A 19,721-nucleotide genomic window follows, 5' to 3' on the forward strand; every position below is an offset into this window, starting at 1 on the left:
ATGACTTCTTTGAACCCGTTTATGAAAGTCAGCGACCAACTGATGGAAGTTCTCATGCTGCACAAAGGCATGGGAAAAGCGGAAGCATTCGAAGAGTCTGTTCGCATGTTGGAAGCGGTGAAAATTCCTGAAGCGCGTAAGCGTATCACCATGTACCCGCATGAATTCTCAGGCGGTATGCGCCAGCGTGTCATGATTGCGATGGCGCTACTGTGCCGACCAAAACTGTTGATTGCTGATGAACCAACCACAGCCCTTGATGTGACCGTACAGGCACAGATCATGGAACTGTTGAACGAGCTGAAATCAGAATTCAATACTGCCATCATCATGATCACCCATGACCTTGGTGTGGTCGCTGGCTCTTGTGACAAAGTGCTGGTTATGTATGCGGGCCGTACCATGGAATACGGTAAAGTCGATGAGATTTTCTACAAGCCAAGCCATCCATACACAGAAGGTCTATTGAAGGCCATTCCACGTTTGGATACGGAAGGTGAAATTCTACCGACTATTCCTGGCAACCCGCCAAACCTTCTGAAACTGCCACCGGGCTGTCCGTATCAGGACCGCTGCCATCGCGTTGGTGATCGCTGTAAGAGCGAATCGCCTATCCTGACGCCTTTTGCTGATGGACGTCTGCGCGCATGTTTTTCTGATCAGGAGGCTTGGTAATGGGTGCGATGGATAAAAAACTGCTACTGGATATTGAAGACCTGAAAGTGCACTTCAATATTGCGTCCAAGTCAGTATGGCCTTGGGCAAAGCCAACGGCTCTGAAAGCTGTTGATGGCGTAGACATCAAGCTATATGAGGGTGAAACCTTAGGTGTCGTGGGCGAGTCAGGCTGTGGTAAATCCACCTTCGCCCGTGCTGTGATTGGTTTGGTGCAGGCGACGGAAGGTCAGGTTGTCTGGTTGGGTCAGGACTTGACCAAGCTGGAAGGGAACGACCTGCGTGAGAAGCGCAAAGAAATCCAGATGATTTTCCAGGACCCACTGGCATCCCTGAACCCACGTATGACTGTGGGTGACATCATCGCTGAGCCGCTGAAAACCTTCTATCCAGAACTGTCTAAGGATGAAGTGAAACAGCAGGTGCAGGCAATGATGACCCGTGTCGGCTTGCTGCCGAACGTGATTAACCGCTACCCGCACGAGTTCTCGGGCGGTCAGTGTCAGCGTATCGGTATTGCACGCGCGCTTATCCTTAAACCAAAGCTGGTGATCTGTGACGAGCCGGTTTCTGCACTGGACGTGTCGATTCAGGCGCAGGTGGTGAATTTGCTGAAAGAGCTGCAAAAAGAAATGGGCCTGAGCCTGATCTTTATCGCGCACGACCTTTCGGTAGTGAAGCATATTTCCGATCGCGTTCTGGTTATGTATCTGGGTAACGCTGTGGAACTGGCAGAAGGTAATGCGCTGTTCGATAACCCACAGCACCCGTATACTAAAGCCTTGATGTCTGCGGTTCCCGTGCCGGATCCTGTGAAAGAGCGGAACAAAGAAATTCAACTGTTGGAAGGTGAACTTCCTTCGCCGATGAACCCGCCTTCGGGTTGTGTATTCCGTACCCGTTGCCCTCAAGCGACAGATGCGTGCGCACAGACGAAACCAAGACTGTCAGGGACGGATTTGCATTCTGTTTCCTGTCTGCAGGTTCATCTTTAATACCAATCACAGTAGATACCTGATACGAAAAAGCCTTCCAAACGGAAGGCTTTTTTATTTTTATATTTCAGCGTATTAGGCTTGCGGGTACCACAATCCTTGATTGCAGAAATCAAGCAACAGTGCCAAAAGGGCAGGGTTGTTAGCGATTGCTCCCAAATCTTCGCCCGAGAAGTATTCCATATCACAGAAGACCTTCGCCGCCGCTTCACAACCTTCTGGTAGTTCAATGGTTTCGCCGTTGATGAAAACCAGTGAAGGGTTGTTTTCGTGGTAAAGCGCTTTAAGACCAGATACTTTTTCCAGATATAAACCGTCTTCCATAAACTGTTGAAGCTCATCAGATTGCCATGGTGGATCCGCTGGCATGATGTCCAGCTCGTGGCGAGACTGACTGAGTTGCTCACCCATCCATCGCGCTTTGGCATCTTCATCGTTGATCAGCTTCATCAGCATGTCGTTCAGCGCATTGTATTCCGCTGTTGGGATCATGCCGTGCTCGTCACGGGTTTGGATATTTGGATCGTAGAAGTGCTTGTCACCCAATTCATTGGTCAGCACAAAATCTGCAAAGCCGTTGAGAAGCTCTTGTTTCTTGGGCGAGCGATAACCTACTGAATAGCTGAGTGATACTTCAATAGTATTGCCTTCGTGCGGGAAGCCCGGCGGAATGTAAAGGATGTCACCTGGCTCGAGGATCTCGTCGATAATCGGGTCGAAGCCTTCAATTTGACGGAGGCCAGTATGGTGATTGGCATCTTTGTATTCGCCTTTATCCCCGACACGCCAGCGACGCTTACCCATGCCCTGACAGATAAACACATCATATTGGTCAATGTGTGGACCCACGCCGCCTTCTGGCATGGAGAGACAAACCATCACGTCATCGAACAGCCAGTTCGGGAGACCACGGAAAGGTTCGGATAACGCGCGCGGTCCCGGGTGCCAGTGGTTAGCAGCCTGAACAATCAGCTGGGAATGCGTGTCTGGGAAGCTTTCAAAGCTCTCAAATGGCCCGTGTTGAACTTCCCAGTTACCATCCAGATTGGACACAAAACGGGAATCGATTTCTTCTTCCATCGCCAGACCCGCCACTTCGTCCGGGCTGATAGGATCTTCAAAATCGATGAAACCGTTTTTAATCACAACAGGCTCTTTGTGCCAGAAGCGGGTAAGGAAATCGTTCAGATCAAAATTTAACTGATACATAGTGGGATTGCTGTTTCTTGGGATTGGGGGAGAGTATATACCCTTATATGGGTATAAACGAGGTGCATTAAAAAAGCCCGAACACTGGCGTATTCGGGCTTTCAGACTGAAATGCTAAATTACAGCGCGTCAGTCAGCTTGATTGCATCACCGATGTAGTTCGCTGGCGTCATCTCTTTCAGACGCTCTTTTTCATGCTCTGGCAGATCCAGACCATCGATGAATGCACGCATGCCTTCACCGTCTACACGTTTACCACGAGTCAGCTCTTTCAGCTTCTCGTAAGGCTTCTCAATGCCGTAGCGACGCATCACGGTTTGTACCGGTTCAGCCAGTACTTCCCAGTTCTTGTCCAGCTCAGCTTCAAGTGCTTCACGGTTCACTTCCAGCTTGCTGATACCTTTCAGGGTAGAGGTGTAAGCGATGATCGCGTAGCCTACGCCCACGCCCAGGTTACGCAGTACGGTAGAATCCGTCAGGTCACGCTGCCAGCGAGAGATTGGCAGTTTCTGTGCCAAGTGACCGAATACGGCGTTCGCCAGACCCAGGTTACCCTCTGAGTTTTCGAAGTCGATTGGGTTAACTTTGTGCGGCATGGTGGAAGAGCCGATTTCACCTGCAATGGTCTTCTGCTTGAAGTGACCCAGTGCGATGTAACCCCATACGTCGCGGTCGAAGTCGATCAGAATGGTGTTGAAGCGAGCAATCGCATCGAACAGCTCTGCGATGTAATCGTGCGGTTCGATTTGCGTGGTGTACGGGTTCCAGGTAACGCCCAGAGATTCAGTGATGAACTCTTCGCTGAACTGGTGCCAGTCAACTTCTGGGTATGCAGACAGGTGTGCGTTGTAGTTACCTACTGCACCGTTGATTTTGCCCAGAATCTCAACACTTTCGATTTGCTTGTATTGACGTTCCATACGGTACGCCACGTTGGCCATTTCTTTACCCATAGTCGATGGGGATGCTGGCTGGCCGTGGGTACGTGACAGAAGAGGAACATCACGGTATTCAACAGCCAGTGCTTTAATCGCGTCAATCACGTTGCGGATTTCTGGCAGGATTACTTGCTCACGTGCTTCTTTCAGCATCAGGGCGTGAGAGGTGTTATTGATGTCTTCTGAGGTACATGCAAAGTGAATGAACTCGTTAACCGCGTTCAGCTCTGCATTGTCCGCAACTTTTTCTTTCAGGAAATACTCAACCGCTTTTACGTCGTGGTTGGTGGTACGCTCAATCTCTTTGATGCGCTGTGCATCTTCTTCGCTGAATTCTGCAGCGATTTTGTCGAGTAGTGCGTTTGCGTCTGCGCTGAATGCCGGTACTTCCTTGATGGCATCTGTTGCAGCCAGCTTCTGCAGCCAACGGACTTCTACGATAGTACGGTACTTCAGCAGACCAAATTCACTGAAGATAGAACGTAACGCAATCGTTTTCGTCCCGTAGCGGCCATCAACCGGTGAAACAGCTGTCAATGCTGACAGTTCCATGGGCTTTCTCCTGAATTAAATATTACGAATTTCTGGCTAGGATGATTTTGGCTTGCTCGATCATTTGCTTGCGGCCAAAGATAAGATGGCGACGTTTGCCCCCTACCTGACGCCAAAGCACTGCGCCACGGATACCTGCAAGCAACAGGGCGCGTACTTTGTGTTGTACGCCGGTTTGTTGCAGTTGGGCAGGGTTACCGGTTACCTGAATACGTGGGCCCAGCGGACTGATGGTGTCGAGGTAAATACTGGCAAGGTTGCTGATCATTTGATCATCGAGCAGTTCAAAGTGTTGGACCTGACGCTGGACAGTTTCGATACGATCCGAAAGTTGCGCAAGGCTGTCACGGCGACCGGACAGCTTGCGTTCCAACGCGAGGAGGTTGATCAGATAACGGGTAAGCTCACTGCCACCTGGACTGTTATCTAATTCATTAATCAGTGTGTTCAAACCAATGGTGAGGTTTTCTTCATTGCCGAAAACCTCCAAAGTTGAAGACGGATTCGTGAGGATAATACTGTTCAAGCTGGCACTTAGAGCGTCGTAATCACAACTTCCCTTGCGTGCTATCTCCTGAACCAGTTTGACGGATTGACAGATACCTGCGAACGCGATGGTACGATCAAACAAAGTATTAGCCACAGATGAGTGCTCCTTAAATACGCTGTTCGATGATGCCGCCACCCAGGCAAACATCACCGCTATAGAATACCGCTGATTGACCAGGAGTCACCGCTGATTGCGGTTCATCAAAAATCACTTTGATCTGGTCACCATCAATGGGTTCGATGGTACATGATATGTCTTGCTGGCGGTATCGCGTTTTTACGGTGCACTTCAATGGTTCGGTAATCGTTTCACGATCTACCCAGTGTAGTTGGCCTGCCACCAAGCCTTTTGAGAACAGGCGAGGGTGGTCGTGACCTTGAGCAACAATAAGAACGTTGCGTTCAACATCTTTATCAACCACATACCAAGGCGCTTCGTTGCCGTTGCCACCTTTTTGGCCACCGATGTGAAGACCTTTGCGCTGACCCAGAGTGTGGTACATCAGGCCCTGGTGTTCACCAATTTCGTCGCCATCAACGGTTTCAATGATGCCTGGCTGCGCTGGGAGGTACTTCGACAGAAAGTCTGTGAACTTGCGCTCACCGATAAAGCAAATGCCAGTGGAATCCTTCTTCTTCGCGGTGATCAGATCTTGCTCTTCGGCAATGCGGCGAACTTCCGGCTTCTCCAAATCGCCAACCGGGAACAGGCTGCGTGAAACCTGATCGTGGCTCAGTGTATATAGGAAGTAGCTTTGGTCTTTGTTGCTATCAAGACCACGAAGCATTTGCGCTTTTTCACCTTCCTGAGTTGGAAAAGTGCGGCGCACGTAGTGACCCATTGCAATGTAGTCAGCTTCCAGCACTTCATCGGCGAACTCGAGGAAGGCTTTGAATTTGATTTCTTTGTTGCACAGGATATCTGGGTTCGGTGTACGACCTGCTTTGTATTCGGTCAGGAAGTGCTCGAACACATTGTCCCAGTACTCTGCAGCGAAGTTGATGGTGTGCAGGGTGATTCCCAGCTTGTCACACACGGCCTGCGCATCGGCCAGATCTTCCGCTGCCGAACAGTATTCGTCGTTATCATCTTCTTCCCAGTTTTTCATGAAAAGGCCTTCTACCTGATAGCCTTGTTGCTTCAGTAGGTAGGCGGACACTGAGGAGTCGACGCCGCCGGACATACCGACAATAACTTTTTTGCTGCTGTTATCTGACATGACGAAATTTCTAGCTCCAATAAAATCGGGGGCAGAGTTTAACAGAAACCTTTACGCGGTTACAGATGAGATGTGAGTCACAGTTTAATTGCGTGCAGGCGGTGGTACTTCACGCCATTCACCGGGTTGTAAGTCATCGACGGTCCAGTTGCCCATTTTGTATCTCACCAGACGCAAAGTGGGGTGACCTACTGCAGCGGTCATGCGACGAACCTGCCTATTACGGCCTTCTGTCAGTGTGATGGCTAGCCAGGTTGTCGGCACGGAAGGACGATGGCGAATAGGTGGATTGCGATCCCAATGGTAGGTTCAGCAATGACCTCCACGCCAGCAGGAAGTGTCCAGCCGTCGTTAAGCTCCACACCATCACGGAGCGCGTTCAAAGATTCTTCGGATGGTTCGCCTTCAACCTGCACCCAGTAGATTTTTGCTGACTTGGATTGTGGTTGGGTCAGGCGTGCCTGCAAAATGCCATCGTTGGTCAAAACCAGAAGTCCTTCACTATCTTTATCAAGGCGTCCAGCAGGGTAAACCTCTTTCACAGGAATGAAGTCTGCCAGGGTGGAATCGCCTGGCTCACCGGTGAACTGTGTCAGGGTGTTGAAAGGTTTATTGAATACAATGACTTTCGTCGGCCCTTTCGGACGCGCGGGTTTGTCGCTGCGTCGTCGTGAAGTGCGTCGGAAATTCGGCTTCGAAGATGGCGATTTTGCGCCTTTATTAGGGGGGGTTTTAAACGTCATTAAGTCGTGTCAATCAGGTCTAGTAACAAATGAGACCTTAGTATTATACATGGAATAATGTGATTGGCGTGTTGCGGGATTTACAGTATTCTTTTGCCCGCATGTTATACCAGATAGAACAATTAACTGACGTGCTACAAGGCGAAATGAACATGTCACTGTGCGACAGGAAATTGTTCTGTCTGGTCAGCGCAAAATAACAAATGGACGCTAGGAGAATTAAATGGAAAGTAAAGTAGTCGTACCAGCTGGTGAGAAAATTGCGGTAGAAAACGGCAAGCTGGTCGTTCCTAACAACCCAGTTATCCCTTACATCGAAGGTGATGGCATTGGTGTTGACGTTAGTCCTGCAATGCTCAAAGTTGTGGACGCGGCAGTAGAAAAAGCTTATGGCAGTGACCGTAAGATCTCCTGGATGGAAATCTACACTGGTGAGAAGTCGACGCAAATCTACGGTGAAGACCAATGGCTGCCGACTGAAACACTGGATTTTATTCGTGAATACAAAGTTGCTATTAAAGGCCCTCTGACTACCCCTGTTGGCGGTGGTATCCGTTCTTTGAACGTTGCACTGCGTCAGGAACTGGATCTGTACATCTGTGCACGTCCAGTACGTTACTTCGATGGCGTGCCAAGCCCTCTGAAACAACCTGAACTGACCGACATGGTTATCTACCGTGAAAACTCGGAAGATATCTATGCGGGTGTTGAGTTTAAAGCTGGCACTGCAGAAGCAGACAAAGTCATCAAATTCCTGAAAGAAGAAATGGGTGCAACCAAAATCCGTTTCGACGAGGAGTGTGGTATCGGTATCAAGCCAGTATCTGAAGAAGGTACTAAGCGTCTGGTTCGTGCAGCAATTCAATACACCATCGACAACGATCGCGCGTCGATGACTCTGGTGCACAAAGGTAACATCATGAAGTTTACCGAAGGTGCGTTCAAAGACTGGGGTTACGAAGTAGCGAAAGAAGAGTTCGGTGCTGAGCTGCTGGATGGCGGTCCTTGGATGACTATGAAAAACCCGAACACGGGTAAAGAGATCATCATCAAAGACGTTATCGCGGACGCATTCCTGCAGCAAATCCTGCTGCGCCCAGCGGAGTACGATGTGATTGCAACGATGAACCTGAACGGTGACTACGTATCAGATGCGCTTGCTGCGCAAGTTGGTGGTATTGGTATTGCCCCTGGTGCAAACATCGGCGACGGCATCGCACTGTTCGAAGCAACTCACGGTACTGCACCTAAGTACGCGGGTCAGGACAAAGTGAACCCAGGTTCTCTGATCCTGTCTGCAGAAATGATGCTGCGTCACATGGGTTGGACTGAAGCCGCTGACCTGATCATCAGCTCAATGGAAAAAGCGATCAGTAACAAGACTGTGACCTATGACTTTGAGCGTCTGATGGACGGCGCAACCCTGCGTAAGTGTTCTGAGTTCGCACAAGACATGATCGACCAAATGTAATTTGGCTTTCAATGCTGAAAAACCCGGCTTTGGCCGGGTTTTTTTGTTTTTACAGCGGGTTTAGGTTTTTGTCGACGGCATAGACACGTAATCCATCAGGGTCGATATCGTCGTCAACCAGCCAGGGTTCAAGGCAAGCCCGGTCTTGAGTGCAAGGGTCGGTGAGTGAACGCAGAAAAGCGGAAAGATCCTCGATATCTGTTTGCCGGTAGGAGTATGGAGATTGAAGCTTGCTCTGTCCGGTTGCTTGCTGGAAGAACATTGTCCATAGCGCTTCAAAGGTATTCGATCGTTGATCAGCTAACTGGATATTCGGCTGTGGGCCATCGTAGGTATAAAACGCACCGGAGTAAAAAGGGTCCATGTGATGCTTGATAATATCTTCCAGCGTGGTGAAGGCTCCACTGTGACCATAAGGCGATGTCATTTCAACATTGAGCAGAGAAGGGGTTCTGAAAGCATAGGCATCGCGTAATACAGAGGTTTCACGGTACCTGCCAAAATCATTGGTACCCGTTTCACCATCCCCCTTACCTCTGCCAATTTGAGGTACTGCAATGTTGTGAAACCCCTCATCTGTCATTAAATCTCCCTGGTGGCAGGACTGACAGTTGAAACCACCTTCAAAGCGGCCACCGAAGAACTTCAATGCCCCTCGTTTTTCTTGTAGGGATAAGGCGGCTTTGTCGCCTTTGATATATTGATACCATCTATTGTCGACAAAAGACTGGGAGCGCATGTATTCGCCCAGGACTTCACGAATCGTCGCGCTGTTTATCACCTCCTCTAATGGCCCATCTTGTTTGTTAAAAGTCTGCCGGAATAAGGTTGGCCATTGATTGATACTCAGTGGCTCAAGCTCTCCACGTAGCCTGGCAGCAATTAAGTCGCGGATTTCTTGATTAGTCTTATCCTGTGCGAATGAGAACCCCCTCATTTCTTCTTGTGGTGTGATAGGGAAACCTGCTTGAGCATGAGAAAGGTTGGCACCAGCATCACTGTCAGGGTTACCTATTCCTGAATCAGGCGTGCTGATAGGGCCAATTGCCCCATGCTGAAACGGCACAGGGAGAAGTGCTTCAACTCGCCCGTCATGAAATAGGTGGCGGTCCCAGAATCCCAGATTGAAAGAGGTGGGCACATTACGTGGCATAGTAGGTCCACCATCATAGTTCACAGCCGTTGAACGATGCTGTCTACCTGGCCCCAGCAAATCTGGGTTGACTGAGTCTACTCCTATAGCTATCGATAAGGCATCTGCACCCCCGAGCGTGGGATGATGACAGCTGACACAAGCTGTATCGAAGTTGCCGCTTTGGATTTTGCTAAAGAACAACAGTTTCCCAAGCTGCGCTTTTGGTGAGTTAATTGAAGGGATAGTGCGATGCTTTCCAGGGTCGCCAGTCAGTGAGTATTGGGAGATCTTATTCGTCAGGGCATTGTCTACCCATTGTTCGCTTTGAAAGTCGATAAAGGAAGCATGGGCAATAGATGAGAAGAGTAAGATAAGGGTTGGTACAGTTGAATAGATTTTTGTCTTCATAGGTCCTCCAACAAACATCATGTTGTGCTCTTACGGCACTGGAATGACGCTATCTCAATGTACTCGTATATCTGCACAGCAATGAGTTCCACAGTTGGGAATAGTTTTAATTTTTCAGGGATTTAACAGTCATGTTATCGACTCTGAGGCATGAGGGCAGTCGAACGGGTGAAACGAGGTAGTGAAAGAGTTGGAGTATTGTAATAAAGGGAAGTAGGTGAGGGTCTCAGGGTATGTTCAGCACAAATAAAAAAGAGCGAACGTAACGTTCGCTCTTTCAATTCTCGACCTTCCGGCAGCGAAAAAGTTTATAGCAACACTATTATTTTAAAGCTTCGTTCTCGACAGGAACGATTTGGCTGGCGTGGTAACCTTTCGGACCTTCCTGTACCTCGTAGTTCACAGTCTGCCCGCTTTTAGCGTGCGGTAGCCGTCCATTTGTATTGTGGAGTAGTGCGCGAAAATATCGCCATCACCTTCGTCAGGGCAAATGAACCCAAACCCTTTAGCGTTGTTAAACCATTTAACTGTACCAGTTGCCATGCGAAACATCCCTCTTGCATTCAAATTGCATAACTATGAGTAAAACCAACCCGTGCAATCACGTTACTCAGAAGTAATTGATGCAGTATGTTTTTACTTCAATTCCCACTCTAGTAGAAAGATTTAGACAGTCAAGCCTGCTTGCCCCCATATAACAACATTTTAATAAAAATGGCTATTGTTCTGACAGAAGGATGATGGGGGTATCATTTTTGTAAACTGAGTTGCATTAATGAAACGAAAGTTTATTCATTAAGAGGTTGATTGGTGGAGTTAATTTACAACTCCATCAACGATAACCCTTCTTGTGGCACAATGGGGTGGTCGTACCTACAGGAATATTGTTAGTAAAACTAGGGTGTTGCTAGTAGTAGCACTCTCTGTGAATTAATATGTTAATACACCTATTATTCGATATTTCTAAACGCAATATGAAATCCCGAAACATTCATTTAGCAAATTAAGTTTTGATACTTCGAGACACCTTGATAAAAATGAGACCAAATAATTTTGAATTTTTATGTATGGAAAAGCTGACATTGCGATTTTGCTAAACGCCAGATATTGAAGTGAAATTGAGTGACTATGATGGCGGTCTGATAGTAGATAGGGGAGTGAGCGTGATTTATGTGGTGATTTGCAGGCGAAAATCAGCGCGCCGTAGCAATGAAACGGTTGCTGGAATACAATCTGTGCATTACGTTTTAAATAGTGGTAGAGATTCTTGTGTTAAATGTCTCAATCTATGATTCTGACGTATAAATAGTTGTTTTATAAGAAACACTTGAGCTACCTTAAAGATTGTAATCCCTTATGAGTAAAAAGTACGAATGGATAGTTCCGGATTCCGATGTAAAGGAAGCGGAAGAAACCAAGGTAAAACCGCCATCATTATACAAAGTGGTATTGAATAATGATGATTACACCCCCATGGAGTTTGTAGTGGAGGTGTTGCAGCGGTTCTTTTCTATGGATATAGAGAAAGCAACACAGCTGATGCTTACGGTGCATTACGAAGGTAAAGCTGTTTGTGGCGTATTCACTGCGGAAGTTGCCGAGATGAAAGTCGCACAAGTAATGATGCATGCGAAAGAACATCAACACCCACTGTTGTGCACAATGGAGAAGGCCTAAGTCGCAAACCCGGTTTTTCTCCGGCACACCATAATGTGGTATTTGAGGGAGGTGCCTTATGCTAAACAAAGAACTCGAAGCAAGCCTTAATGGGGCATTTGCAAGAGCACGTGAAAAACGTCATGAGTTCATGACAGTTGAACATCTGCTACTGGCGCTTCTGGAAAACGTCGCGGCCCGAGAAGCTTTACTCGCCTGCCGCGCGGATCTCGATGCTCTGCGTAAAGAGCTGGAAGCATTCATTGAACAAACCACTCCACTTATCCCTGTCGACGATGATAACCGTGAAACACAGCCAACCCTGAGTTTCCAGCGTGTGCTTCAACGCGCCGTTTTCCACGTGCAGTCCTCAGGTCGTAGCGAAGTTAGTGGTGCTAACGTACTGGTCGCGATTTTCAGCGAACAGGAATCGCATGCTGCTTACCTTCTCAAGAAAAATGACATCAGCCGTCTGGATGTCGTTAATTACATTTCACACGGTACAACCAAGTCTTCCAGCAGCGATGAAGAATTACCTGGTGCAGATTTGTCGTCGGATGAAGCGGCGGTTGAAGGTGGTGGTGAAGAACGTCTCGAGAACTTTGCCACAAACCTTAACCAGCTAGCCCGTGTGGGCGGCATCGATCCACTGATTGGCCGGGACAAAGAGCTGGAGCGCACCATTCAGGTGCTATGTCGTCGCCGTAAGAATAACCCACTGCTGGTGGGTGAAGCTGGCGTCGGTAAAACGGCCATTGCCGAAGGTCTTGCATGGCGTATCGTTGAAGGTCAGGTGCCGGAAATCATTCAGGACTGCGTGATCTATTCACTGGATATTGGCTCTTTGCTTGCCGGTACCAAATACCGCGGTGATTTCGAAAAGCGCTTCAAGAGCATTTTGAAACAGCTAGAGAAAGAAGATCATGCGGTGCTTTTCATTGATGAAATCCACACCATCATCGGCGCCGGTGCAGCGTCGGGTGGTCAAGTGGATGCTGCCAACTTGATTAAACCTCTGCTATCCAGCGGTAAGCTTCGCTGTATCGGTTCAACGACTTATCAGGAATACAGCAGCATCTTCGAAAAAGAGCGTGCGTTGGCGCGTCGTTTCCAGAAGATCGATGTGGTTGAACCATCATTGGATGACACGACTAAGATCCTGATGGGCCTGAAACCTAAATACGAAGCTCACCACGAAGTTCGTTACACCAACAAAGCGATTCGTGCCGCGGTTGAGCTTTCTGCGAAATACATTAATGAGCGTCATCTGCCAGATAAAGCCATTGATGTGATTGATGAAGCGGGCGCACGTTGTCGTCTGGCGCCAGCCAGCAAGCGTAAGAAGACCGTGGGTGTGGGTGACATTGAGGCGATGATCGCCAAGATGGCGCGTATCCCAGAAAAATCGGTATCTTCTACTGACCGCGACGTGCTCCAGTCGCTTGAGCAGAAGCTTAAAATGCTGGTCTTCGGACAGGATGATGCAATCAGCGCGCTGTGCGAAGCAATCAAACTGAGCCGGGCGGGATTAGGTGCAGAGAACAAGCCAGTGGGCTCATTCCTTTTCGCAGGCCCTACTGGTGTTGGTAAGACAGAAGTGACGGTTCAACTCGCACGCGCCATGGGTATCGAACTTCAGCGCTTTGATATGTCTGAGTACATGGAGCGTCACACCGTTAGTCGTCTGATTGGTGCGCCTCCAGGTTACGTGGGCTACGATCAGGGCGGTTTGTTGACTGATGCTGTGATTAAGCATCCGCATTGTGTGGTGCTGCTGGATGAGATTGAAAAAGCTCACCCGGATGTCTTTAACCTTCTACTGCAGGTAATGGATAACGGCACACTGACTGACAATAACGGTCGCAAAGCTGACTTCCGTAATGTGATTCTGGTAATGACGACCAATGCTGGTGTTACCGAAACGGTGCGCAAGTCTATTGGTCTGATCCAACAAGACCACAGCCTTGATGCAATGTCGGAAATCAAGAAGGTATTCTCACCTGAATTCCGTAACCGTCTCGATAACATCATTTGGTTCAACCATCTTGATAAGAGCATTATTCTTCAGGTGGTGGATAAGTTCATCGTGGAACTACAGGCTCAATTGGATGCCCGTGGCGTGTCACTAGAAGTCACAGACAAAGCCAAGCTTTGGTTGTCAGAGAAAGGCTATGACAAGTCGATGGGTGCGCGTCCGATGGCGCGAGTCATGCAGGATCATGTGAAGAAGAACTTGGCCAATGAACTGCTGTTTGGTTGCTTGGTCAATGGCGGAACGGTCAAAGTTGGCGTGAAGAACGACAAACTGACGTTCAGCTTCAGCGATGAAATGGAACCTGCCTAAATTGAAACCGGACGCATAAGCGTCCGGTTTTTCAAAACGACAAAAACCCGGCAATGCCGGGTTTTTTTGTATTCGCGAGACGTGAGGATTAGCGCGCGCGGAAGATGATGCGACCTTTAGACAGGTCGTAAGGCGTCATCTCAACGGTAACTTTGTCACCGGTCAGGATACGGATGTAGTTTTTGCGCATCTTACCAGAGATGTGAGCAGTGACTACGTGGCCGTTCTCTAGTTCTACGCGAAACATGGTGTTTGGCAGGGTATCCAGAACGGTACCTTGCATTTCAATTACGTCTTCTTTTGCCATTTAATCCTCTTGGGCTACCGATCAGCCAAATTTTGACCGGCAGATAATGCCTTGATTGATTGAGTCTGTAAAGTTTAGGGGCGGAATTTTACCCCTTTGCATCCGTACTGACCAGCAAAAATCAGCTATTGGTTAAGGTTTGGGCGCTTTTATGCCGGCTGGCTTAAAGAAAACCGAGGGGTAGGCTTGCAAGGGACTGTTGTCTAAAACTGGTCGCCATCTATCCAACTGCCTGCCACATAACGCTGGTGAGGTTTGAACTTCTGTTTGTAGTTCATCGCACTGCAGGCATCGATTTGAAAACCCAAGTATAACCAGGGGATGTCGTTTGTCCGTGCCTGTTTGATTTGAGCGAGAACGCACAGTGAACCCAGAGACCATGGATGCTGCGGCTCAAAAAAGCTGTAAATGGCGCTGTAGCCATTCTCAAGAACATCCGTGACCGCAATGGCAATCAGCGTCCCATTCTCATATAGATGCAGATACTTAGAGGTCTGCCAGTCACTTTGCACAAATGAACTGAAATCCTGCTTGCTCGCGGGATACATGGAGCCATTTCTATGCCGGGCAGAGATATAGCGCTCATAGAGATCAAACCATTCTCTGTCCATCTCATCCTTAAGCTCAACGGTAAGGCGCTTCAGTTGGCTCAAATGACGTTTTTGGCTGCGGGATGGCATGAATCCAAACGTATCAACGCGAAGGGAGTGACACGCTGTACAGGCGCGACAATAGGGGCGGTATATATTGTTTCCACTGCGACGAAAACCACTTTGCACCAGAAACCCATAGCCACGGTCAGTATGAAGCTCTGGGTCAAGTACCACAGCAACAGATTCTTCCTGCTCTGCCAGATAGCTGCAGGAAGACGGTGCCATTACGCCGATACGTATTGATTGGCTAGCCATGATTGGCGTTAATCCATTGCGAACGGAAGAGAGATGCATCGGTGATCTGGTGCTTCAGTTCACTGAGCAGCAGAGTGAAATCATGCCTCTGAACAGGTTCTGCGCCTAAAGAAGCGAGGTGATCTGTCATCATCTGACAATCAATCAACTTCCCCCCGTGGTGCCGGAAATGCTCGCAGAAATACCAAAGTGCTGTTTTTGATGCGTTGGTTTTTAGCGAGAACATGGATTCACCGCAGAAGAGCGAACCGACATTGACGCCGTACAAACCCCCAATCAATTCATCTTCCTGCCATACCTCGACACTATGAGCCGAACCAAGTTGATGGAGGCGGATATAAGCTTCGCGCATTTCTGGTGTAATCCACACCTGATTTTCGCCTCGGATTAGCGCGCAATGCTGAATGACCTGTTCAAACGCCCGGTTGATGGAAACCCGATAGCCTTGTTTGCGCACATACTTTTTGAGGCTCCGGCTAGGCACAAAAGCGATGGGATCAATCACTGCCCGTTCCGCTGGCGACCACCAGAGCAACGGTTCATCTGTACCAAACCAAGGGAAAATACCTTTTGAATAAGCTACGCGTAATCGTTCTGGCGATAGATCTCCGCCAATAGCCAACAAGCCATCGGGTTCTTCCAGAGCCGATGAAACGGGCGGAAAAAAATCGGGGTTGTTGTCATCCAATGGCGGCAGATAGATCGTCATGTATTTTCTTTCACTGTTAAAAAGGGAGCAATGCTCCCTTTAGTTTATACCCAAACGACCTGAGGATGCTTGTATTCAGAGGTCATCAATGCGCTCAATTCGAGGCAAATTTCACGAGGAATAGTGGTTCTATTTCCGTGGTATTTAACGAAGAAGTGGGCGCATTGATGTCCTCCCTTCGGGCGAGTTGACTGACGCCGTGCTCTTTGTTGTTCCTTTTTGATGGAGATGACTACACCTGCAAAGGAACGCCGCGACCACAACGCCAGTCAACCTCGCTGAGTTCAGCATCTTCAGGTTGTTTGGGTATGAGGTTTTACTGAATTCGTTGAAGCAGTTGGCTGTATCGACCGCCTGCTTCTTTCAGGGTTTGGTGAGAGCCCTGCTCGATAATTCGCCCTTCATCCATTAAACACACCTTGTCCATTTCGGTCAGTCCCACCAGACGGTGTGTAATAAACAAAACGGTTTTGTCTTTGGCATGGTCGAGCAGCAAAGACAGAATTTGTCGCTCTGTTTTCACATCCAAACCTTCCGTAGGCTCATCCAGCAGCAGGATAGGCGCGTCTCGCAGCAGGGCTCTTGCAATGCCAAGGCGACGCCTCTCACCACCGGATAGCTGGCGTCCGCCATCTCCCAGCCAAGTGTCTAAGCCCGGACCTTCCAGCAAAGCAGATAGGCCAACTTGTTCGATGACGGATGTTAGCTCTTCATCCGACGCGTTAGGCTTCGCCATGGAGAGGTTATGACGCACTGCGCCATTGAACACGTCAACCCGCTGGCTGACGACAGCAATTGAGCTTCTCAATACTGACTCACGCCAGGTATCCAACGCGACGCCATCAATACAGACACTGCCTGACGATGGATCCCACGCGCGGGTGATCAACTGTAGCAGGGTAGATTTTCCGCAACCAGTTCGGCCCAATAGTGCCACTTTTTCTCCGGCTTTCACGGACAGTGAAATACCATTCACCGCGGGTTGCTCGGCTCCATGGTATGAGAAGGTCACATCACTGAAAGTGATATCTCCTTTGGCTGTGTTGTTGTGGCCCATCGGATCAAACGGCGTTTCCGGCTCTGCTTCAATGATTTCGTTTAGACGCTTCGCTGATGTCATTGTCTGGCTCAGGTACTGGAATGCTCCGGCTACAGGCATCATCAATTCGAAGCTTGCCATCGTGGCAAATGCAACCATAGCGACATAAGGATTAGGCAGTTCGCCACCAATGCCATCAGCTGCCAACCAAAGCATAAACACCAGCGTCAGGCCATTGGCTGCCAGCAATACGCCATTTGCCAGGCCTGTGATACGCGCCATTTGTCTTTGTGATGACAAAAGACGTTGCTCTGCTTCTACTGCTGCGTCGCGATAACGATCAGCGGCGCCGAAGATTTGCAGTTCGGCATGACCCTGTAGCCAGTCGAGCAAAGATATACGCAGCTGCGACTTGGATTGAGTGATTTCAATGCCATGTGATCTACCAAGGTGGTAGAACACCACAGGTAGTACCAACATTAGTGACAGCAAGATGGCACCAAGCGTGAGACCGATAACTGGATCAAACCAATACAGGAAACCACTAATACTCAGAATACCCAGCACGCCGACAATCAGCGGGCTGACCAGACGAAGATAAACATGATCCATCGCATCCACATCCGCCACCAGACGGTTAAGGATATCGGCGTCGCGCAGGTTTCCGACTCTACCTGGGATAAGTGGCGTCAGTTTCTCAAAGAAGAAGATGCGAAGGTCTGCCAGCAGTTTGAAGGTAGCGTTGTGACTGACAACGCGCTCGCCCCAACGGCCAGCCGTTCTTGCGATAGAGAAACCGCGCACGCCGGCAGCGGGTAGCATGTAATTGAAGTTTGCTGTCGCCAGCAGGCCCGCTACTGCAGAAGCAGCAATGAACCAACCTGACAGGGTAAGCAAACCAATTGCAGCAGCCAGTGTCGCGAAAGACAACAGCATGCCAAGCGACAAGCCGAACCAGTGCTTTTTGTATAGTTTCAGGAAAGGAATCAAATCACGCATCGAGATCGCTCCTGTCGACAGCCTGGATCATCTCGGCGAAGACCCCTTCATGTTTCAGTTGTTCGAAGGTGCCTTGTTGCACCAGTTTACCCAGTTGCATCACCAAAATGTTGTCACAACCGCCTAGTTGGTCGATGCGGTGGCTCACCAACAAAGAGGTGGTGTCTTTGGTGGCATGGTCGAGGCTTTCCATGACTAAGCGTTCGCTGGACGCATCAAGGCTTGCAGTTGGTTCATCAAGCACCCAGAAGCGGCCTTCCTGAAGCAAAGCTCTGGCAACCGCGATGCGTTGTGCCTGTCCGACAGATAACCCCGATGCACGATCACCGACCGAGTGTTCCAGACCCTTCTCGAGTCGCTGGATAAACTCGTCAGCATAAGCTGCTTTGGTCACGCGCTGAATTTGCTCTTTGGTTGCCATAGGAGCGGCGAGACACACATTGTCTTTCACAGAGCCGTGGAATAACTGTGGGTTCTGGCCTACCCAGCTAACCTGCTTGCGCCAGTATGCCAAATCAGCATTTTTCAGCTCCATACCATTCACAGACAGGCTTCCACGATATGGAAGAAAGCCGAGAATCGCGTTAATCAGGCTGGTTTTACCTGCGCCACTTTGGCCAACGAGCGCGACCTTTTGTCCTTCCCGAATTTCAAAGCTGATAGGGCCGACGAGAACAGCACCATCAGGGCTAAGAACTTCGAGATCGGTAGCCTTGATACTAATCGCTTCGTCAGACACTTTTGCGCTGCCCGATGACTGATGTTCCGGTGTGGATTCAAGGAAGTTGACGATGGATTCCGCAGCACCAATCGCTTGCGCTTTTGCGTGATAGAAAGTACCCAAATCGCGCAGAGGTTGGTAAAACTCAGGTGCCAGTACCAGAACAAAAATACCGATGAAAAGGGTAATGCCCATACCGTAATGGCCGAAGTTTAGTTCTCCAATGTAACTGAAACCGAAATACACCGCAGTGACCGCAATAGATAGCGCGGTGAAAAACTCCAGCACGGCGGAGGAGAGGAATGCCAGTCGCAGCACTTCCATGGTGCGTTTGCGGAAGTCTTCTGAAGCGACGCGAAGGTGATTGCTTTCGGCCTCTGCCTGATCGAACAGGCGAATGGTAGACAGGCCACGGAGGCGATCGTAGAAGTGACCGGAAAGTCGCTGTAACGCTTTAAAATTGCGTCGGTTGGCATCAGCTGCACCCATTCCCACCAATGCCATGAAAAATGGAACGAGCGGTGCTGTCACCAGAAATATCAGACCCGCCGCCCAGTTCAAGGGGAATACGGCAATAAGAATGATAAAGGGAATCAGAACAGCAATGGCCATTTGTGGCAGGTAGCGGGCAAAGAAGTCCTGCATTTCCTCTACCTGTTCGAGTATCAAGCTTGCCCATGTGCCTGCTGGTCTGTCCTGAATCGTGGCAGGACCCAGTTCATGGAGCTTATCGAGGATCAGTTTGCGGATATGAAGACGTACGGCTTCGCCGGCTCGGTAGCCGGCTTGCTCTTTACCCCAACTGCAGAGGGCACGAATACACACAACGATACCGAGTGCGACAAAAGAGAGCCAAAGTTCGGATTTGTCGGCTTTCTCAATGATTAAGTCGTGGAGAATGTTAGCGAGCAAGGCTGCCTGGGCAACAAGGAAAAGACCGGACAAGAACGCCAGTCCGATGGCTGCCATCAGCCAGTTTTTGCCAAGCTTGCTTTGCCCTTTGAGCCACTGGGCGAGCGAGCGCTGTTTCTTTTTATCCATAGTATTTCGTTGGTATTTTTATGTGACCGATACGATTGAACCTAAAGGAGAGATCCCTGCGGTTTACATCGGTCTTTGGAAGGCTGAAATGGCAAAATGATA

At 49.2% G+C, this 19,721-nt stretch carries 15 protein-coding genes and 2 pseudogenes; 5 read left to right on the forward strand and 12 right to left on the reverse strand.

From position 1 onward, the window contains the following. A partial coding sequence (locus tag G5S52_RS08620; protein WP_165012800.1) for an oligopeptide/dipeptide ABC transporter ATP-binding protein occupies positions 1-675 on the forward strand: 675 nt, incomplete at its 5' end. Then, positions 675-1,670 carry a murein tripeptide/oligopeptide ABC transporter ATP binding protein OppF gene (oppF, locus tag G5S52_RS08625; RefSeq protein ID WP_165012802.1) on the forward strand — a complete coding sequence of 332 codons (996 nt, stop codon included), beginning with the start codon at positions 675-677 and terminating at the stop codon, positions 1,668-1,670. The genes G5S52_RS08620 and oppF, both read left to right, overlap by 1 nt. A gap of 75 nt (positions 1,671-1,745) precedes the next feature. On the opposite strand, the gene G5S52_RS08630 is transcribed toward oppF, so the two are convergent. The 5 genes and pseudogenes from G5S52_RS08630 to G5S52_RS08650 all read right to left on the reverse strand — a co-directional run bounded on the left by G5S52_RS08630 (position 1,746) and on the right by G5S52_RS08650 (position 6,881). After that, a complete protein-coding gene (locus G5S52_RS08630) occupies positions 1,746-2,879 on the reverse strand; it encodes a ribosomal protein uL16 3-hydroxylase (RefSeq protein ID WP_046305228.1) in 1,134 nt (377 codons plus the stop codon). Between the two features lie 119 nt (positions 2,880-2,998). Continuing rightward, positions 2,999-4,369, reverse strand: coding sequence for an adenylosuccinate lyase (gene purB, locus G5S52_RS08635; protein ID WP_165012804.1), 1,371 nt, complete (start codon positions 4,367-4,369; stop codon positions 2,999-3,001). Between the two features lie 22 nt (positions 4,370-4,391). Beyond that, complete coding sequence (gene hflD / locus G5S52_RS08640) at positions 4,392-5,012, reverse strand: high frequency lysogenization protein HflD (RefSeq protein ID WP_002539144.1); 621 nt, start codon at positions 5,010-5,012, stop codon at positions 4,392-4,394. A 13-nt stretch (positions 5,013-5,025) separates the two neighbouring features. Further along, the gene (gene mnmA / locus G5S52_RS08645) at positions 5,026-6,138 is read right to left on the reverse strand and encodes a tRNA 2-thiouridine(34) synthase MnmA (RefSeq protein ID WP_165012806.1); all 1,113 of its coding nucleotides are present in this window, start codon (positions 6,136-6,138) and stop codon (positions 5,026-5,028) included. Positions 6,139-6,222: 84 nt separating this feature from the next. Then, positions 6,223-6,881: pseudogene (locus G5S52_RS08650) on the reverse strand (pseudouridine synthase). A gap of 223 nt (positions 6,882-7,104) precedes the next feature. Here G5S52_RS08650 and icd point away from each other — a divergent pair. Then, positions 7,105-8,352 (forward strand): NADP-dependent isocitrate dehydrogenase, encoded by a 1,248-nt coding sequence (icd, locus tag G5S52_RS08655; protein WP_165012808.1) that lies wholly within the window; start codon positions 7,105-7,107, stop codon positions 8,350-8,352. A gap of 49 nt (positions 8,353-8,401) precedes the next feature. On the opposite strand, the gene G5S52_RS08660 is transcribed toward icd, so the two are convergent. After that, positions 8,402-9,895 (reverse strand): cytochrome-c peroxidase, encoded by a 1,494-nt coding sequence (locus G5S52_RS08660; RefSeq protein ID WP_165012810.1) that lies wholly within the window; start codon positions 9,893-9,895, stop codon positions 8,402-8,404. A 322-nt stretch (positions 9,896-10,217) separates the two neighbouring features. Further along, positions 10,218-10,438 (reverse strand): annotated as a pseudogene (gene cspD, locus G5S52_RS08665) (cold shock domain-containing protein CspD). Positions 10,439-11,251: 813 nt separating this feature from the next. On the opposite strand from cspD, the gene clpS reads away from it, so the two are divergent. After that, complete coding sequence (gene clpS, locus G5S52_RS08670) at positions 11,252-11,572, forward strand: ATP-dependent Clp protease adapter ClpS (RefSeq protein ID WP_002539153.1); 321 nt, start codon at positions 11,252-11,254, stop codon at positions 11,570-11,572. Positions 11,573-11,630: 58 nt separating this feature from the next. Next, on the forward strand, positions 11,631-13,895 hold the full coding sequence (gene clpA, locus G5S52_RS08675; protein ID WP_165012812.1) for an ATP-dependent Clp protease ATP-binding subunit ClpA: 2,265 nt from the start codon (positions 11,631-11,633) through the stop codon (positions 13,893-13,895). An 88-nt stretch (positions 13,896-13,983) separates the two neighbouring features. Here clpA and infA read toward each other — a convergent pair whose 3' ends face one another. From infA to cydD, 5 genes are all read right to left on the reverse strand, one after another. Beyond that, positions 13,984-14,202: a translation initiation factor IF-1 gene (infA, locus tag G5S52_RS08680; RefSeq protein WP_002539157.1), complete on the reverse strand. Its 219-nt coding sequence runs from the start codon at positions 14,200-14,202 to the stop codon at positions 13,984-13,986. A gap of 203 nt (positions 14,203-14,405) precedes the next feature. Next, the gene (locus G5S52_RS08685; protein ID WP_165012814.1) at positions 14,406-15,110 is read right to left on the reverse strand and encodes an arginyltransferase; all 705 of its coding nucleotides are present in this window, start codon (positions 15,108-15,110) and stop codon (positions 14,406-14,408) included. After that, a complete protein-coding gene (gene aat / locus G5S52_RS08690; protein ID WP_165012817.1) occupies positions 15,103-15,819 on the reverse strand; it encodes a leucyl/phenylalanyl-tRNA--protein transferase in 717 nt (238 codons plus the stop codon). Before aat ends, G5S52_RS08685 begins: the two co-directional genes overlap by 8 nt. 316 nt (positions 15,820-16,135) lie before the next feature. Beyond that, entirely contained in the window at positions 16,136-17,857 is a 1,722-nt protein-coding gene (cydC, locus tag G5S52_RS08695; protein ID WP_165012818.1) for a heme ABC transporter ATP-binding protein/permease CydC, read from the reverse strand. Beyond that, positions 17,850-19,619 carry a heme ABC transporter permease/ATP-binding protein CydD gene (cydD, locus tag G5S52_RS08700; RefSeq protein ID WP_165012820.1) on the reverse strand — a complete coding sequence of 590 codons (1,770 nt, stop codon included), beginning with the start codon at positions 19,617-19,619 and terminating at the stop codon, positions 17,850-17,852. The genes cydC and cydD overlap by 8 nt, the downstream gene beginning before the upstream one ends. Positions 19,620-19,721: the final 102 nt, after the last annotated feature.

The organism is Grimontia sedimenti (assembly GCF_011045095.1).
GTDB lineage: Bacteria > Pseudomonadota > Gammaproteobacteria > Enterobacterales > Vibrionaceae > Enterovibrio > Enterovibrio sedimenti.

Coding starts and splice junctions, on each gene's coding strand:
- oppF (WP_165012802.1), top strand. CDS start 675: ATGGGTGCGATGGATAAAAAACTGCTACTGGATATTGAAGACCTGAAA.
- G5S52_RS08630 (WP_046305228.1), bottom strand. CDS start 2,879: ATGTATCAGTTAAATTTTGATCTGAACGATTTCCTTACCCGCTTCTGG.
- purB (WP_165012804.1), bottom strand. CDS start 4,369: ATGGAACTGTCAGCATTGACAGCTGTTTCACCGGTTGATGGCCGCTAC.
- mnmA (WP_165012806.1), bottom strand. CDS start 6,138: ATGTCAGATAACAGCAGCAAAAAAGTTATTGTCGGTATGTCCGGCGGC.
- icd (WP_165012808.1), top strand. CDS start 7,105: ATGGAAAGTAAAGTAGTCGTACCAGCTGGTGAGAAAATTGCGGTAGAA.
- G5S52_RS08660 (WP_165012810.1), bottom strand. CDS start 9,895: ATGAAGACAAAAATCTATTCAACTGTACCAACCCTTATCTTACTCTTC.
- clpS (WP_002539153.1), top strand. CDS start 11,252: ATGAGTAAAAAGTACGAATGGATAGTTCCGGATTCCGATGTAAAGGAA.
- clpA (WP_165012812.1), top strand. CDS start 11,631: ATGCTAAACAAAGAACTCGAAGCAAGCCTTAATGGGGCATTTGCAAGA.
- infA (WP_002539157.1), bottom strand. CDS start 14,202: ATGGCAAAAGAAGACGTAATTGAAATGCAAGGTACCGTTCTGGATACC.
- G5S52_RS08685 (WP_165012814.1), bottom strand. CDS start 15,110: ATGGCTAGCCAATCAATACGTATCGGCGTAATGGCACCGTCTTCCTGC.
- aat (WP_165012817.1), bottom strand. CDS start 15,819: ATGACGATCTATCTGCCGCCATTGGATGACAACAACCCCGATTTTTTT.
- cydC (WP_165012818.1), bottom strand. CDS start 17,857: ATGCGTGATTTGATTCCTTTCCTGAAACTATACAAAAAGCACTGGTTC.
- cydD (WP_165012820.1), bottom strand. CDS start 19,619: ATGGATAAAAAGAAACAGCGCTCGCTCGCCCAGTGGCTCAAAGGGCAA.